The organism is Vibrio gazogenes (assembly GCF_023920225.1).
GTDB lineage: Bacteria > Pseudomonadota > Gammaproteobacteria > Enterobacterales > Vibrionaceae > Vibrio > Vibrio gazogenes.
In genome coordinates, this window is record NZ_CP092587.1 from 3,220,899 (window position 1) to 3,237,352 (window position 16,454).

Consider the following 16,454-nt stretch of genomic DNA (forward strand, 5'->3'; position numbering starts at 1 on the left):
ACCAACTCAAGAACAGTCTGATCGTTGCCCCGATGGCTGGTGTCACCGACAGACCTTTTCGTGAGTTATGTCTTCGCTATGGTGCTGGCATGGCTGTCAGTGAAATGATGTCATCCAATCCGGCATTGTGGAAAACGTCAAAGTCGAAACAGCGGATGGTCCATGAGGGCGAGTCAGGGATTCGTTCGGTTCAGATCGCAGGTTCCGATCCGCAGTTAATGGCAGAAGCTGCGCAATTCAGCGTTGAGAACGGTGCGCAAATCATCGATATCAACATGGGTTGCCCGGCAAAGAAAGTGAATAAGAAGTTGGCAGGTTCCGCCCTGTTACGCTACCCAGATCTCATTGAGGATATCCTCACAACGGTAGTTCAGGCTGTTCGTGTGCCTGTGACGCTAAAAACACGAACCGGTTGGGATACAGCGCATAAGAACTGTATTCACATCGCAAAGCTGGCCGAAGACTGCGGCATTCAGGCACTCGCGCTTCACGGAAGAACCAGAGCCTGCCTTTATCGCGGTATGGCAGAATATGACAGCATTAGAGCGGTCAAACAGGCCATCTCGATTCCGGTGATTGCCAATGGTGACATCGATAGTCCGGAAAAGGCCAAATATGTACTGGAATACACCGGCGCTGACGCATTAATGATTGGTCGCCCGGCACAAGGACGACCATGGATTTTTCAGGAAATCCAACATTTTTTGGAAACCGGCACAACAATGCCCGCGCTTCCGGTTCAGGAAGTCAAAAGCATTTTGCTTGGTCATGTACAAGCGCTCCATCAATTTTACGGAGCGTATCTGGGGCCACGTATCGCACGTAAACATGTGGGGTGGTATCTCAAAGAACATGAACAGGCAAGTGGGTTTCGACGGACCTTCAATGCCATAGAAGCAGCCCCGCTGCAACTGGAAGCACTCGAAGGTTATTTTGATAACGTTGCATCATAAAATTAAGAGAAGAGCTAGACCGAATATGTTCGAACAAAATCTGACTTCAGAAGCTTTAACCGTTACTACCGTTACTTCACAAGACCAAATCACCCAGAAGCCTCTGCGTGATTCCGTTAAAGCATCTCTTAAAAACTATCTTTCCCAGTTAAATGGCCAAGAAGTAAGTGAATTATACGAATTAGTTCTAGCTGAAGTTGAGCAGCCGCTGCTCGATACGATCATGCAGTACACTCGCGGTAACCAAACTCGCGCAGCAACCATGATGGGTATCAACCGCGGAACACTTCGCAAGAAACTGAAAAAGTACGGCATGAACTAATAGCTCTCATATAAGCTATTGAATTTAAAAGCCTAAACAATAAAAATTGCTTAGGCTTTTTTCTTTTTTGCTACACACAATCATTTTTATCTTTTCTCCTGTAGATATGAGAAGTCATATTGTGTTATAGCTACAAGTGCACTAGTAAATTAACAGCTAAAATAACATAGAGTATTAAATCGGGTTCGTTATGAGACTCAAAGACGCAGCAAGAATTTTTAGTAGTGGTTATCTTCGCAAACTAGCTGACGGAGATTACTCATTAATTTGCAGAGTAATCGATGAATTAGATTTACCTAATAACTCACTTACAACTTTAAAAGACGTCTATGAGAATGTTTATCAACTGTTAAACTTGCATTATCGCTTTGAATACTATTACAAAAATACCATTGTTAACAAAGTATTATTAGGTCGTCACTCTTTAAATACTGCTGTTATGTTATCTGAACTTCGAATTGGTCGAAACATTGCTGATTGTGTAATTTTAAACGGTCAATCTACTTGTTATGAAATAAAAACAGAGTATGACTCTTTAGATAGATTGTCCGAACAGCTATCCTCTTATTACTCAATATTTGATAACGTGTACGTTGTATGCGGTGAAAAACATTTAGACAAAATACTAAAACAATCTCCAGATGAAGTAGGTGTAATTCAACTAACAAAACGAAATACACTATCTACAGTAAGACAAGCTAAAGATCTTAGTAAAAATGATATAGATAAGAATCTTATGCTAAATACTTTAAGATCAGAAGAATATAAACACCTCGCCAAATTAATATCAGGATCTATTCCTTCTGTTAGCAACATAAAAATGTATTCAGCATGTTTTGATATTATATCAACTACTGATGCTAAAATTCTGAGAGAACATTTTAAAACAGTTCTCAAATACCATAGAAAAAATAATGGGAATTTTATCAGGTCGCTACCTAAATCCTTAAAAAATGCAGGAGTAAGCTATAAGTTACCTATTAGAACACAACAACAACTTGTTGATATTCTTAATAGTAACTTGAGTAAGGATAACATATGTATTACCCCGTACTCCGAGGCAAACAGTTTGAACTGATATGTTTAAGAGAATTAAGTCCCATTATCAAATGTGACCTTTGGTGTCCAATCATCGAACCAGTAAGACAAAAGCTACAAGGATTGACAAAAACGATTGAATACTTAAATCAGAATCAAATCACACCTATTGTTATTACCAACCCTAGTTTAGGTGATTTTGATGGAAATTTACACTCTATCGAAGAAAAGTTACTAGAAATCAACACGGAACTACAATTCAAGCCTTGTTTTTCAACAAAGAACCGATCATCTAACGAACTCAAAGAATTTACCGAGTCACACCAAAACACAGAATTTGCCATTTTTATCGAAGATGGTGTCAATAAAAACTCTATACATCTTATTGAAAAAGCATCTTTAGTTATTTCAAAAAAATACCAAAGGGGTGCTTTTCGTAATCTATCTAATGTCGTAATTGTTGAAGATAACTTTCCAGTAGTAAAAAATAACTCATCATATCCTGATAAATCATATTTTTCAGATAGGCATACCGACTACAAAGAAGGAACAAATGTCGTTGGATATGGTGATTACACAATTACAGGTAGTGACTATCTAGAAAGTGGTGGCCCTGCATATGTAGTAGCAATACATCTCTCATACATAGATCCAGATGAATACCATTCTATGTTCATTAAACATTTTAAATCTTACGATGATAACTCTCCAACTAGGCCGGGTGAAAAATTTGGAGATGCATTACAAAAATTAATTCAATTTTGTGATGCACACCCAATGCTAGTACAAGAAACTCTTGGACTAAAAGGCTTTAGAGAATTAAAAACTAGGGACCACTTTCCGGGACTAGGGCAAGCTAAAAAACTGTCAATACAACACCACATCCATACGTTATGTATGTATGGAGAAAAGTAGATGGCTAACTGTTGTATAAATTGTTTCAACGATAGGGAGCTGAAAACATTCATCCATACAAATGGAGAGTTAGGACGGTGCCCTCGTTGTGGTTCTTCAGAAGTACCGATCTGCGATGGGAGCTTATTGTATGTAATGTTTGAGTTTTTAACGTATGTCTTAGAAGAAGATGAAAATGGGGATTATGCATACAAAATCATAGATGACACATTTCAGCTTTTTAATAATGATATTACGAATAAGCAAGCACTTTTCGAAGAGGTAACTAAAGAAAGTTTCAATGGTAAAAAATATAAATTGGCAATTTCTTTTGACCACTACAAAGAAAGCTGGAAAGAGTTATGCGAAGAACTTAAACACTCAAACCGTTTTTTCCCAACAGGTGTCATATATTCAAAAATATTCAAGCAAAGCAACGATAAAGATTTACCTGTATTCTCATCAATATTAGAGCAATTGGAATCAACCGCTTACATAACAGACTGCTTTTACAGGGCTAGAATTAGCGATGAACCATTAACAGCTAATGACATGGGAGCACCACCTCAAGATAAAACTTCAGCAGGTAGAGCCAACCCCAAAGGCATTGCATATATGTATTTAGCCGACAATATAGATACCTGTGTTTCTGAGGTTCGACCATACAATGGAGCAGAAATTTATGTTTCTGAGTTTAAATTAAAGCAAACAAAGACTCTCATCGATCTAACTGATCCAAGGAAAAAATTTTCAATCATCCCTTTTCAAGAGTCGGACTACGGGGAATCTTTAGCCATAATTGAACTTCTCGAAGCATTTGCATTAGCCTTATCTATACCAGTAAAACCTCATCTATCAGAGCTAGATTATATTCCAACTCAATTTCTATGTGAGTATTTCAAATCATTAGGGCCTTATGATGGTATCATTTTTAATAGTTCATTTAGTAAAGGTAAAAATTATGTGTTTTTTAATACCGATGAGTTCAATATCGATGAACCCGCACCATTCAGGCTAAACTCTATTAACTTTGAATATTCATAAAATACTCTGATTCACAAAACTCCAAGTTAAAAGAAGGCGCTAAGCCGGACTCTATCCGCCACGCAAATACACGGGTGATTAATTCACGTCCGGCAGTCATCACCCCTTTTAAAGCCCTGACCAGTTCGTTGTCACAGTATAGGCTGGTTTTCACCGCACCGGTGTCTTGGTCGATGGAAAGCTCATAGTAAGGTTTGAATACCTGAGCTTGGCTCTTTCCGGTAAATCCATGATGTCTTTTAATCTGCGCAACTCTCGCCAGACCGTGACCGAACAGCCGCCAGTTGCTGAAACTGATAAATACCCCAACAAGCCGCCCAAGCAAATACGCATGCAAATGCTCTGGTTACCATCGCAGAAGAAGCGCGAGATAAAGCGATACGCAGGGCTAATGCGGCAGAAGCAGAGTTACAACAACGACGAAATAGTACTGACAGATAATTGAAACAATGGAATAGGCGGGTATCGAGGCGTTCTCTACAGAATGAATCGTTGAAGTATTCGGTAGCGAAATAACGTCACTCATCTCAACAGGGTTTCAACTCAAAGCCACCTTGATGGTTTGTTCATTAGTAAAAGGGAACGGGCCATCATCTCAACCGTCCATTATTTCAGATTATAAAAACCTTGAGTGATGGTGATCATCTTGCTCTTCAGAGCATAATCCAATATCTTTTTTAAGATGATCATTCATAGCGATAATTTTATGGCTATCCTTATCAGGAAAAATATCAAAATATATAAATTTCAATATTTTAATAATAAATTTTTTATTATAAGGTGCTGTTAATCGCATCGTATTACTCTTGATTACTGATTAGATGCAGCTATTATCGATGTAAATAACTTCCCCTACGAACAACGATTCATTACAGGAACTATAAGTACAACTTATGGACAATCGACTACGTTATCTTTCAGCGCTGCGTTTTTTCGAATCGGCTTCTCGTCTTAAAAGTTATAGTAAAGCGGCTGAAGAACTGTGTGTCACTCAGGCAGCCATAAGCCAAAAGCTACGACAACTTGAAGATCGTTTGGGATGTAAATTATTTATCCGTCGTGGACGTGAAATGCATCTGACAGATAAGGGACAGATACTTCACAAGCATGTCAATGACGGTTTTAAACACATCATCACTGGATTAAACAGAATTCAGAATGAGCCACTCGAAGGAATGCTGAACGTCAGTGCCCCTCGTTCATTCTCCACACGTTGGTTAATGCCTAGACTGTGGAAGTTCACGATGGCGTACCCACATGTCCCGATTCGGGTACAGACGGTGAAGGAGATCGATATTCGCCATACCGAAACTGATGTATTGATCTGGCAAGGCAATGACAGCGTAAAACATCTGGATTTAGATCAAGAGACACTATTTGAAGAAGACATCTATCCTTATTGCTCTCCGCAACTCGCGAAATCAATGAAGTTCGATAGTCCAGAGCAACTCCTGAACTGTTGGTTAATTGATTTTCACACAGCGTCTTTTAGTTGGGAGCAATGGTTTCGCAGTGCAAATGTCAGTGCCAAAAGAGGAGGTATTCAATGGATGGAAGTAAGTAGCTTTGATATGGCGATCAATGCAGTAGTCGCCGGACATGGCGCATGTCTGGCGACTGAAAGTATTTCGGCAGACTTTGTTGAACGAGGTCTGTTAGTTAAGCCATTCAATATCGGACTCACCCCCGGAATTCGCTATTCTGTCATTAGTGACCCTTCTTCTTCACGGGTTCTAAGAGTCAATGTATTTAAATCGTGGTTACAAAAAGAACTAAACGTCCAATCGGGAAGTTAACACTGAGTCAGTTGCGCCACGTATCAAACAATGTGACGAACGATGTGATACGGTTTGGGAAATTACAGCGCGCTATCGGTCCAATCACCCAAAAGGAATTAACCAAGCAACTGAGGTCGTTTGAAAAGCGAGGGCTGGTGATGAGAACTGTCTATCCGGAAATGCCCCCCAGAGTCGAATATTGTGTTACCGACTTGGGAAGAACCCTGAAGCCAACTTTAGATTCCTTAGCGCACTGGATGACCGAACATCGAGAACAACTGATTCAAGAATCAACGTCATCAACTGAGTCGGCTGAGTCTTCGCTTAAAATGATATCAGCATCAGGCAGCCGCACGCTCACCGGAAACGACAAATAAGAATCTCTGTGTTCATGTCCGGTCTCTCACCGTCCACACCCCATTATCGAAGAAAGCGAGTTGGTGTTGCTCAAACCGGGCAAGATAAAGCCACTGATTATCGACCAACTGTTTGACCATCGAATGGCGGCTCATCACCGACTCAATTGCAGCCTCAGGCGCATCAATGACCACCGTTAGGCGCAGTGGTTCGTGCCGCCATTGCTGACCATCGTGCAGCGACTGACGGGAAAGCCCGATACGCAAGTCACCCCCGTTACCTTCAAACACACCCAGTCGCCCACCAACAACGTTATGCAAGGTTTTATTGCCGGAACCATAGCGATGATGATCAACCGTCGAGGCGTAATACTGCATGTTAATCCAGTTGGTGACGATCATCGGTGCAGTCATGATTTTTGCTAACCCACTGGCATCGACATCTTGCTCATGTCGGTATTCGTGGAGGAAGGTTCGACCGTCCAGCTTGAGACCGCGAGTTCTTGCTCTTGGCGCAATAATAAAAGCCGCGTTATTGACCAGCCCCCACTCCGGACGAGTTTGCGCCCAATCGTGGGCGCGGTGTTTGATTCGCTTTTGAACGGAATGCTGCGATTGATGGGTCAGCCCTAATTGTGGTGCACGTTCCATCCGCGCCCCAAGAGATGCCGCATCCAGTTGAGCACGCCATGCATTCAGTGAGTGCTGGATTGGCTCATCCAAATCATCCGTGTCGTACAGTGACAACGCTTCTGTGGTGGTATTGTGCAATCCGGCAACAAAATATGTGGTATCAGGGATTTGAATATCACGTTGCGCTAAACCTTCCCGGACGACAGGTCGATTGAGCAGTTGTGCCAAAGCCCGGACATTCACTTCTCCGCTTTGACCACAACAAGCACCGCAATCCAGACCGGCACGATGGGGGTTATTGGCACTCTCGCTGCCATGACCGATGAGTAGCACAAACGGTGCAAATTCGTGAGTCAGCCCCATCCCTTTCAGGACATTTTCAGCCAACGTCACTTGCTGTTCTGCATCAGTGCGTAGTGTCGGACGAAGCCGCTGAGCACTCGCAGCCGACAACCCCGGAGCTTGGGTTGAATGCCCATTAAGCGGTAAAACCCGTTTGATCAACTTTCCGACGTAGCTTAACCCCAATGCTTCGACCAGCGTAAAGGTTGACGCAGGCATGGTATTGAACCATGACCATCCCGACTCGCGCTGCAATGCTGCCTGCCTTTTCTTCGCCAGCGCTGCATCGTGTTCGTGGCAACCGACGCTATCACACACCGTGAGTGATGGTGCCAACAGCCCGGGAAGCTGTGGGCGCTGAATCTGCGTACCGAGCGGCGTATAACTGACCGGCAGACCGAAAAACCCAGCGAACCCAAGGGTGTGAATCTCATCCCCTTGCGCTTCAAGATGGCGTCGGATCACTTCAGAACGGACATCAATACAAAATGCAGCCTGAATTTTCGGGGCGTGTTGAATATCCGGCACTGGCTGGGCTAACACTTGACTGAGTTGACGCTGATAACTGATTTCATGGGCGCGTTGCCAGATCAAGCGCATGTTGATCGTCTGCGGCCGATACTCAAGGAAATGTTGCTGCCAGCGATGTTGCCAGCGCTGCCAGACAGATCCGGAATGACGATTCTGGTCATCCACCAGCCACTCCCAACTGAGGCGAATTGCCAGTAAATCAATCAACGTCTCGTCATCTTGTTGCGATAACTCCGCCTGCCACTTGAGATAAGCGCCCCATGCAGCCCAACCACTGATCCGATAAATCACCGCTTGCAGGTAGTCTTGCCAATGCTCGGGAGCGATGTCCAATCGGTTTAACACCTGCCTGATCTGCTCACGCGGCGTCATTGCCATCTCCGTCGCCCGCCGCGGAATATGTGCGGCTTTCATTAGTAAGGCAACGCTGTGATCGTGGCACATCGCGTTACGCCAGCTTTGATACAAACGCACGTCACTGTACGGATGCCAGTCCGCCTGATCCTGATCGAAATAGGCGGCGCAAAACTGGGCAATTTGATGGGTGATGGTATCGCACCACGCAGGATCTTGATTCAGATGACGCTGACTATCAAGCATATCGCACAACAAAGGCGCCGGTGTCGGGGAAACATCATCTTCTTGCAATGCAGCGATGACAGCCGCAATCTCCGGCGCTTCTGCCATAGGTAATCGTGTCAGCGCTTGCGCCAGATCGGCCTCGGTTATTGTGCTGTTTTCCCAACGTTCACGGTAATAATCCAGCGGCATTGCCATCGGCGAACCCGCAAACTGAGCGAGCTGATGCGCGACCTCGGCAAAAGGGCGATCAATCCATGACCAATATGGGTTCACAGCAATCATCCGATCAAGCGGCCAGTTAGGCGCAATACTGTCACATGCCGCCTCAATTGCAGCATTCAGCAGCGTCGCGGTGTTGATATAATGGCGAGACAAGGCGGTCATACAGATTCTCCGGCAGTTGAATGATTGCGATTAACCTGCGTCTGAGCTTGCTCAAGCGTCAGTTTTGCCGGCCAGACTTTGAAAGTGAAACGGGTAAATGTCTCATCGAGATAAAATCCGTTATATGCCCAAGGATAGAGACGTTTCACCACCCTGTAGTGCGGGTAACAACGGATCCCCACTTGACCGAGATACAACAGGATAAACACCACGCAGACAAATCCGAGTAACCCGACCTGTTCCGGACCGGTTGAAGGAGCGATGTGCGCAAATGTACTGTGCCATAGCAGATACAGATGTAAGACCACACCACTTCGCAACACTCCGGTCACTAAACCCGAGCGTACGGCGTTTGTTGCACGCCAAAACAGCGGTGCACAGCCCAAGATCAGAATCACACTGGCGGAAAGCGGTAACGACAGGTTCACTAACCACTGCTGCCATAACATCGGCACGCCGAGAACCACGACGGCAGAGCACAATACCGAGCCGAACACCCCGTGAATTCGAACCGCTGGAGGGAAATAGTCCTGATGGATCGTCTGCGCAACGACCTCACCTGCACTCAGAAAGTGATACGCTTTGTACACGGAATGGGCTATCAGGTGAAGCAGCGCCAATTCGTATAGTCCAAGACCGATTTCCATCAGCATAAATCCCATTTGGGCGCAGGTTGACCACGCCAAACGCACTTTAATACTGATACGTGTCATCATCACCCATCCGGCCAGTAAAGCGGTGGTACTGCCGACAATCACCAAGACCGATTGTGCCAGGGGAGCAAGATTGAGCAGCGCTGCCAGTGAAATCATCACGAATCCGCCCATATTGACCACCCCGGCATGCAGTAACGCCGATACCGGAGTCGGTGCCTCCATCACCTGAATTAACCAACCATGCAATGGTAACTGTGCGGTTTTAAGAATCGCAGCAACCGCAAACAATAAAGCGGCAATATTTAATTCCGGTGAGAGGATGGTCATCTGCCCAAGTTGTTGATTGAGGACCGGCAACGAGAAGCTTCCCAGCGCTTGGTAAACCAGAAACAACGCAGTAATCAAACAGACATCTGCCATTCGGCTGACCAGAAATTTTTTATGCGCCACGATTCTAGCTGCTTTACGCTCCCGGTAATGGGTGAGCAGAAAATGAAGGCTGAGACTACTCACACTCCATGCCAGCATCATCACCAACAGATTGTCACTCTTCACCAGCAAGGCGACCAAACCGAGCGTAAACAGAATCGCACGGATAAACCGACGCTGACCCGGATCACCTTCCAGATAACGAGAGGCATAATCAATGATCACCCAACCGAGTAACGTAATCAGTAACCCCATCATGGTCGGTAACACAGGCGGCAACGTCGCGGTCAGCAATCCTGATCCCAAAGGAACAACAAGACTCACGAATAACGCAAGGCGTGACGTGAGACCAGCGATAGCCCACTCATAACTACGGGCAACAAGACAGAGTAAGAAACCGAGTCCATACAGGGCGGCAACATAATGACCTCCCAGCGTCAAATCCATCAAACAATCTCTCCTAAAAATGTGCATCAATTGGAGACGTATTGTTGCAGCAAGCCAAATGAGATGTAAAATAGATAGATATTCACAAAACGTTCTTTTAAAGTGAACAATAGAATGAGAAACCTCAACTTTCATCACCTGCGCTATTTCTGGACTGTCGCGAAAGAAGGACATCTGACCCGGGCAGCCCAAAAACTCAATGTCTCCCAATCAGCCCTCTCCTCCCAGATCAAACAGTTAGAAGAACAACTCGGTCATCACCTGTTCCATCGTCAAGGACGCTCATTATTGCTGACGGATGTCGGCCATCTGGTACTTGAATATGCGGAAGGTATTTTTAATCTCGGCAGTGAATTACTGTCGGTGATGGAAAGTGGTGAACACCATCATGTCCAACAGCTACGAATCGGGGCGGTAGCCACGTTATCCCGGAACTTTCAGGAGAACTTTCTGCTCCCGGTGATTGGTCAGGACAACGTCAAGCTAGCGCTGTGCTCTTCCAATTTTGACGATCTGCTTGAACAGCTTCGCGTGCATAAACTGGACTTAATTCTCTCCAATCGTCCGGTTGCCTCAGATTCAACAACCCCGTGGCGATGTAAGTTAATTGCCCAACAAGGGGTCTGTCTCGTCGGTCCCAATACGCGTGAATTCGAGACATTGCGTTTCCCACAAGATTTAACACGCACCAAATTATTGTTACCGGGGCCGGACAGTGAGATTCGCACCCAATTTGATTTATATTGCGAACAACATAGGTTGTCGGTGACCCCCTATGCAGAGGTCGATGATATGGCAATGTTGCGGCTGTTAACCCGGGATACCGGTGCTATCGCTGTACTCCCGGAGGTTGTCGTACAGGATGAAATTTCGGCCGGCACGCTGAAAAGTTATGCCAAATTAGATTCTGTCATTGAAAGCTTTTATGCCATTACAGCCAAACGACATGTGGAATTACCGATCCTGAAAAAGTTATTTAAAATTCTTTAAAGCGCCGCCGGTGATATCGCGATGAAGAGGTTAAATCAACTTAAATGTATCAAAGTGAATCAGTTAGCTACCTGCTTAACAAAAAAGCAATTCATTTACATTTATACAACAATTTTCTGATATACCTAAGTTGGAACACTATTTCTATAACTAGAGAGGAATTGTTGTTATGTTTTTCAGCCTACGTCAGACCAAAATAAGAACGCGCCTGTATCTACTGCTCCTCGCAAATATTTTATTAATCATGATGTTATTCACCAAACTATTAATAGAATATAAGCATGATCTCATGGAAGAGAAACAAATTAAGACACAGCATCTAATTGAAAGCACCTATAGCCTGCTCTCTTACTATCATCAATTAGAAACTGAGGGAACGCTAACCCGTCAAGGCGCACAACAACAAGCACAGCAAGCCATCAAACATCTTCGCTATGGCAAAAATGATTACTTCTGGATCAACGACCTCACTCCCACAATGATCATGCATCCCTTTAAACCGCAACTGGATGGCAAAAACCTTTCTAAGGTCAAAGATCCGACCGGAAAAGCGCTCTTTTTAGAGATGGTACAAGTTGCCAAGAATCAAGGCGGTGGCGTCGTCCATTACATGTGGTCCAAACCCGGTTCAGAGACCGATGTAGCAAAGGTTTCTTACGTAAAACTATTCAAACCTTGGGGATGGATCATTGGTTCAGGGATTTATGTGGATGATGTCGACCAACTGGTTGCAGAGAGAACAACAATGGCCTTATGGTCTGGATTGCTGATTGTGTTGATCCTGAGCGCATTATCAGCATTGATCATCCGCAGTATCACGCGCCCCTGCGATACAACCCGTCAAGCCCTGAATGATATTTCTCAGGGAGAAGGTGATTTAACCCGTCAGCTCCCCGTCAATGGCAAAGACGAGTTTGCCCAGATTGCAACCGCATTCAACCGCTTTACCGTTAAAATTTGCGACGCGATCCGAAACATTAAACCAATTTCTACCAATCTCACCCATTCCGCAAGAGACCTCAACGCGGTTGCCAAACAGTCTATCGAAAAATCGGAACAGCAATTACAAGCAGCCAATTCCGCGGCCTCTGCAATGAACCAGTTGCAGTCCAGCACACAAGATGTTGCAACAGCAGCCGATGAAGCAGCCCGCTCCGCTCAAATTTCCCATCAAAAGAGCCAAGATAGTAGTCAAGTTCTCATCAACGCCTCCCAATATATGACTTCCTTGTCTGAATTACTGACTGAAACCGAACAAGATACCCAATATCTGGCTAAAGATGCGGATAATGTCGGTGAAGTGTTGAATGTCATTCGTGGTGTCGCTGAACAGACCAATCTCCTAGCACTCAATGCTGCAATTGAAGCGGCTCGCGCAGGCGAACAAGGACGAGGATTTGCCGTCGTCGCAGACGAAGTGCGAACCCTTGCAACCCGAACGCAAAAGAGTACCGATGAAATTGAAGAAATCATTACAACCTTACAGGAACGAGCAAAACATTTAAGTTCGTCCATGGTTCAAACCAAACAACAGTCGCTCGAAACGCAACAAGCAACCTGTAAAGCCCAAGAGATGCTCAATGACATCAATGAGCAAATCCATACGATTCAAGCACTCAACGAAAATATTGCAACAGCCTGTCTGCAGCAATCTTCGGCAAGTCAGAATATCAGTCATAACATAACCGATTTAGCCGAGCACAGCCGACAAATCACAGAAAGCGCACGGGAGATTGGCAACACCAGCCAGAGACTGCTCCAAGACAGCCAATCCTTAAGTCAGAGCTTTAGTGTTTTCAGAACCTAACCATTCCCGGCGGTCAAGGGGCAAAACATTCAGTATTGAATCGGCCAATCATCAACTGAAACCGAGTACAATTGATGTGCTAATGGCCTGTTCTGATATCTCACACCCAAAATGTCTCTGCCACTGATTGGCATACATTTGATATAAGTACAAAGTCAGATACCATAAATATGATTCAATATTGATTATCTAACCGAATCGCATACGCAGGATGACCATGAACGATACAACCATACTCCCCTTCTATTTAATGCAAAATGTGATTCAACACTATGCGTGGGGAAGTACACAATCCATCAACAACCTATTTGATATTCCCAACCCTGAACATTTGCCTCAGGCTGAAATCTGGATGGGCGCGCATCCGGGCGGATGCTCTCAGCTCATCACCGATAATCAACATGATTCTCTTGCCGAGTTCATTCAGCGTCATCCGTCTTCATGTTTATCAGCCCAAACCCATCAGACGTATGGTGAGTTGCCATTTTTGTTTAAAGTGCTTGCGGCAGACAAAGCGCTGTCGATTCAGGTTCATCCATGTAAAGCCGATGCCGAAACAGGCTATGTCCGCGAAAATCAACTGCACATCCCACTCAATGCACCCGAGCGTAATTACAAAGATCCAAACCATAAACCCGAGCTGGTGTATGCTTTAACGCCTTATCATGCATTGAATGGGTTCCGTCCGTTAGATGACATCATCCAGACGTTGACGAAAATGAATCTTCAGCCGATTGAATCACTGGTCAATCAGCTTCGTGCAGACAAAACCGCCGCCGGATTCCAGTTATTCTTTATCCGTTTACTGTCTCTATCCGGAGAACAGAAATCACAAGCGATTCAGGCGTTACTGGCTTACGCACAACAGGCGCAGCAAGACGAGCCGCTCGCTCAGTTGATCCTCGATTTGGCGCAAGATTATCCCGAAGACATCGGGCTGTTTTCTGCGATTCTGCTGCATTATGTGGTTTTACAACCGGGCGAAGCGATGTATCTGGATGCCAAAACCCCTCACGCTTATCTGAAAGGCACCGGTTTAGAAGTGATGGCCAGCTCAGATAATGTCCTCAGAGCGGGACTGACGCCGAAACACATTGACGTTGAGGAATTGGCCAAATGTACATCATTCACGCCGAAACCATCAGAGACACTGCTGATTGCACCAGAAGAAGAAACCGAGGTTGCTTATCATTATCCAGTCCCGGTCAATGACTTTAAATTCTCAATCTATCCGGCGCCGGACGATGTCACCCTCACCGCCACCAGTGCTGAAATCGTTTTTGCGATTGATGCTGATGTCCATCTGCAACATAAAAGTGGTCTGACGCTCACTTTACACAAGGGTCAGTCTGCGTTTATTCCTGCCGCTGCCGATACCTATCAGCTCAATTCATCCGGTCGAGTTGCGCGAGTGTATAACTAGCCGGATCCACGTTTTTTCCTTATCTTTTCATGGCATCAATTGGTTTAAAATTCGATGCCATTGTTCAGATTCATTTCCAGAAAAAAGAACGAATTGATAATTAATTTGCTTATGCCAAACGATTGCGCGAGCTTTTTGGTGATTAATTCGCTAGAATGTGCGCCACAAAATTTAACATCTATTTCGTTCAATTAACTCTGTGAATTTGAGGAAGAAGGAAGCAATGAATAACGCTCGCCCTATTCGCCGTGCGCTTATCAGCGTATCAGACAAAACTGGTATTGTAGAGTTTGCCAAAGCATTGGCTGACCGTGGCGTTGACATTCTGTCAACCGGTGGCACTGCCCGCCTTTTAGCCGAACAAGGTATCTCTGTGACTGAAGTTTCCGACTACACCGGATTTCCTGAAATGATGGATGGTCGTGTCAAAACCCTTCACCCCAAAGTTCATGGCGGGGTTTTAGGGCGTCGGGGACAAGATGACGAGATCATGGCTCAACATGGTATCCAGCCAATCGATATGGTGGTGGTCAACCTGTATCCGTTTGCTGCCACGGTTGCCAAAGCAGACTGTTCACTGGCTGACGCAGTTGAAAATATTGATATCGGGGGCCCGACAATGGTGCGTTCCGCAGCGAAAAACCATAAAGATGTCAGCATTATCGTCAATGCCTCCGATTATCAACGCGTGCTCACAGAGATGGATACCAACAGTGGTTCACTCACGCTGGAAACTCGCTTTGATCTCGCAATTGCAGCTTTCGAGCATACCGCCGCTTACGACGGTATGATTGCCAACTACTTTGGCAAAATGGTTCCTTCTTATGGTGAAAACAAAGAAGGCGATGCCGATTCGAAGTTCCCTCGGACATTCAATATGCAGTTCGAGAAAAAACAAGACATGCGCTACGGTGAGAACAGTCACCAGTCTGCGGCTTTTTATGTAGAAAACCATCCTGAAGAAGCATCTGTCGCGACCGCGCGCCAGATTCAGGGCAAAGCGCTCTCTTACAATAATATTGCAGATACAGACGCTGCTTTAGAGTGTGTGAAAGAATTTTCCGAGCCCGCTTGTGTCATCGTCAAACACGCTAACCCATGTGGTGTCGCTTTAGGCGATTCGATCCTCGATGCTTATAACCGCGCTTATCAGACTGACCCAACCTCTGCTTTCGGCGGGATCATCGCATTCAACCGTGAACTGGATGCCGCCACGGCACAAGCAATTGTCGAACGTCAGTTTGTTGAAGTGATTATTGCCCCGACAGTGGCCGATGACGCGATTGAAGTTGTCGCCGCGAAGAAAAATGTCCGCTTGTTGGTTTGTGGTCAATGGCAAGATAAAACCACCGGTTATGATTTCAAACGCGTCAATGGTGGTCTGCTGGTTCAGGATCGTGATCAGGGCATGGTCAGTGTCGATGACCTGACGGTCGTTTCAAAACGCCAACCTTCTGAAGCTGAACTGAAAGATGCCCTATTCTGCTGGAAAGTCGCGAAGTACGTGAAATCAAATGCGATTGTCTACGCGAAAGGCGATATGACGATTGGTGTCGGTGCCGGTCAAATGAGCCGCGTTTACTCGGCGAAAATTGCAGGTATTAAGGCCGCGGACGAAAATCTGAAAGTCGAAGGAACCGTGATGGCTTCCGACGCATTTTTCCCATTCCGAGATGGTATTGATGCAGCGGCCGAAGCCGGTGTTACTTGTGTGATTCAACCGGGTGGTTCGATGCGTGATAATGAAGTCATTGCTGCCGCTGATGAACACGGCATGACCATGATTTTCACAGGTATGCGTCATTTCAGACACTAATCTGAGTAAGTGCCCGATATCAGGGCACT

General features: G+C 45.2%; 15 protein-coding genes. 11 read left to right on the top strand and 4 right to left on the bottom strand.

The genetic code is table 11. The features are described from left to right. Positions 1 to 32 precede the first annotated feature (32 nt). From dusB to MKS89_RS14315, 5 genes are all read left to right on the top strand, one after another. Positions 33 to 953: a tRNA dihydrouridine synthase DusB gene (dusB, locus tag MKS89_RS14295; protein WP_205409116.1), complete on the top strand. Its 921-nt coding sequence runs from the start codon at positions 33 to 35 to the stop codon at positions 951 to 953. Positions 954 to 978: 25 nt separating this feature from the next. After that, positions 979 to 1,275, top strand: a complete 297-nt coding sequence (gene fis, locus MKS89_RS14300; protein WP_021021668.1) for a DNA-binding transcriptional regulator Fis — start codon at positions 979 to 981, stop codon at positions 1,273 to 1,275. A gap of 190 nt (positions 1,276 to 1,465) precedes the next feature. After that, on the top strand, positions 1,466 to 2,353 hold the full coding sequence (locus MKS89_RS14305; RefSeq protein WP_072962382.1) for a sce7726 family protein: 888 nt from the start codon (positions 1,466 to 1,468) through the stop codon (positions 2,351 to 2,353). Then, positions 2,314 to 3,228: a sce7725 family protein gene (locus MKS89_RS14310; protein WP_072962380.1), complete on the top strand. Its 915-nt coding sequence runs from the start codon at positions 2,314 to 2,316 to the stop codon at positions 3,226 to 3,228. Before MKS89_RS14305 ends, MKS89_RS14310 begins: the two co-directional genes overlap by 40 nt. Positions 3,229 to 3,363: 135 nt before the next feature. Continuing rightward, positions 3,364 to 4,251 carry an RES family NAD+ phosphorylase gene (locus MKS89_RS14315; protein WP_235862473.1) on the top strand — a complete coding sequence of 296 codons (888 nt, stop codon included), beginning with the start codon at positions 3,364 to 3,366 and terminating at the stop codon, positions 4,249 to 4,251. Here the strand turns inward: MKS89_RS14315 and MKS89_RS14320 are convergent. Next, complete coding sequence (locus tag MKS89_RS14320; RefSeq protein ID WP_072962375.1) at positions 4,232 to 4,588, bottom strand: hypothetical protein; 357 nt, start codon at positions 4,586 to 4,588, stop codon at positions 4,232 to 4,234. The two genes, MKS89_RS14315 and MKS89_RS14320, sit on opposite strands and share 20 nt — an antisense overlap. A gap of 279 nt (positions 4,589 to 4,867) precedes the next feature. Continuing rightward, entirely contained in the window at positions 4,868 to 5,047 is a 180-nt protein-coding gene (locus MKS89_RS14325; protein ID WP_072962373.1) for a hypothetical protein, read from the bottom strand. Between the two features lie 97 nt (positions 5,048 to 5,144). On the opposite strand from MKS89_RS14325, the gene MKS89_RS14330 reads away from it, so the two are divergent. After that, the gene (locus MKS89_RS14330; protein WP_072962371.1) at positions 5,145 to 6,047 is read left to right on the top strand and encodes a LysR substrate-binding domain-containing protein; all 903 of its coding nucleotides are present in this window, start codon (positions 5,145 to 5,147) and stop codon (positions 6,045 to 6,047) included. Between the two features lie 44 nt (positions 6,048 to 6,091). Continuing rightward, positions 6,092 to 6,406, top strand: coding sequence for a winged helix-turn-helix transcriptional regulator (locus MKS89_RS14335; protein WP_252518341.1), 315 nt, complete (start codon positions 6,092 to 6,094; stop codon positions 6,404 to 6,406). Positions 6,407 to 6,418: 12 nt separating this feature from the next. Here the strand turns inward: MKS89_RS14335 and MKS89_RS14340 are convergent, their stop codons facing one another. Continuing rightward, positions 6,419 to 8,857, bottom strand: a complete 2,439-nt coding sequence (locus tag MKS89_RS14340; RefSeq protein ID WP_072962368.1) for a YbcC family protein — start codon at positions 8,855 to 8,857, stop codon at positions 6,419 to 6,421. After that, positions 8,854 to 10,389, bottom strand: coding sequence for an NADH-quinone oxidoreductase subunit L (locus MKS89_RS14345; protein ID WP_072962365.1), 1,536 nt, complete (start codon positions 10,387 to 10,389; stop codon positions 8,854 to 8,856). Before MKS89_RS14345 ends, MKS89_RS14340 begins: the two co-directional genes overlap by 4 nt. Before the next feature lie 114 nt (positions 10,390 to 10,503). Here MKS89_RS14345 and MKS89_RS14350 point away from each other — a divergent pair, with 114 nt between their 5' ends. The 4 genes from MKS89_RS14350 to purH all read left to right on the top strand — a co-directional run bounded on the left by MKS89_RS14350 (position 10,504) and on the right by purH (position 16,425). Beyond that, positions 10,504 to 11,379: a LysR family transcriptional regulator gene (locus MKS89_RS14350; protein ID WP_072962363.1), complete on the top strand. Its 876-nt coding sequence runs from the start codon at positions 10,504 to 10,506 to the stop codon at positions 11,377 to 11,379. A 169-nt stretch (positions 11,380 to 11,548) separates the two neighbouring features. Next, positions 11,549 to 13,186, top strand: coding sequence for a methyl-accepting chemotaxis protein (locus MKS89_RS14355; protein WP_072962360.1), 1,638 nt, complete (start codon positions 11,549 to 11,551; stop codon positions 13,184 to 13,186). 217 nt (positions 13,187 to 13,403) lie between these two features. Continuing rightward, positions 13,404 to 14,609, top strand: coding sequence for a mannose-6-phosphate isomerase, class I (gene manA, locus MKS89_RS14360; RefSeq protein WP_072962357.1), 1,206 nt, complete (start codon positions 13,404 to 13,406; stop codon positions 14,607 to 14,609). A gap of 223 nt (positions 14,610 to 14,832) precedes the next feature. Further along, positions 14,833 to 16,425: a bifunctional phosphoribosylaminoimidazolecarboxamide formyltransferase/IMP cyclohydrolase gene (gene purH, locus MKS89_RS14365; RefSeq protein ID WP_072962354.1), complete on the top strand. Its 1,593-nt coding sequence runs from the start codon at positions 14,833 to 14,835 to the stop codon at positions 16,423 to 16,425. The last annotated feature ends 29 nt before the right edge of the window (positions 16,426 to 16,454 follow it).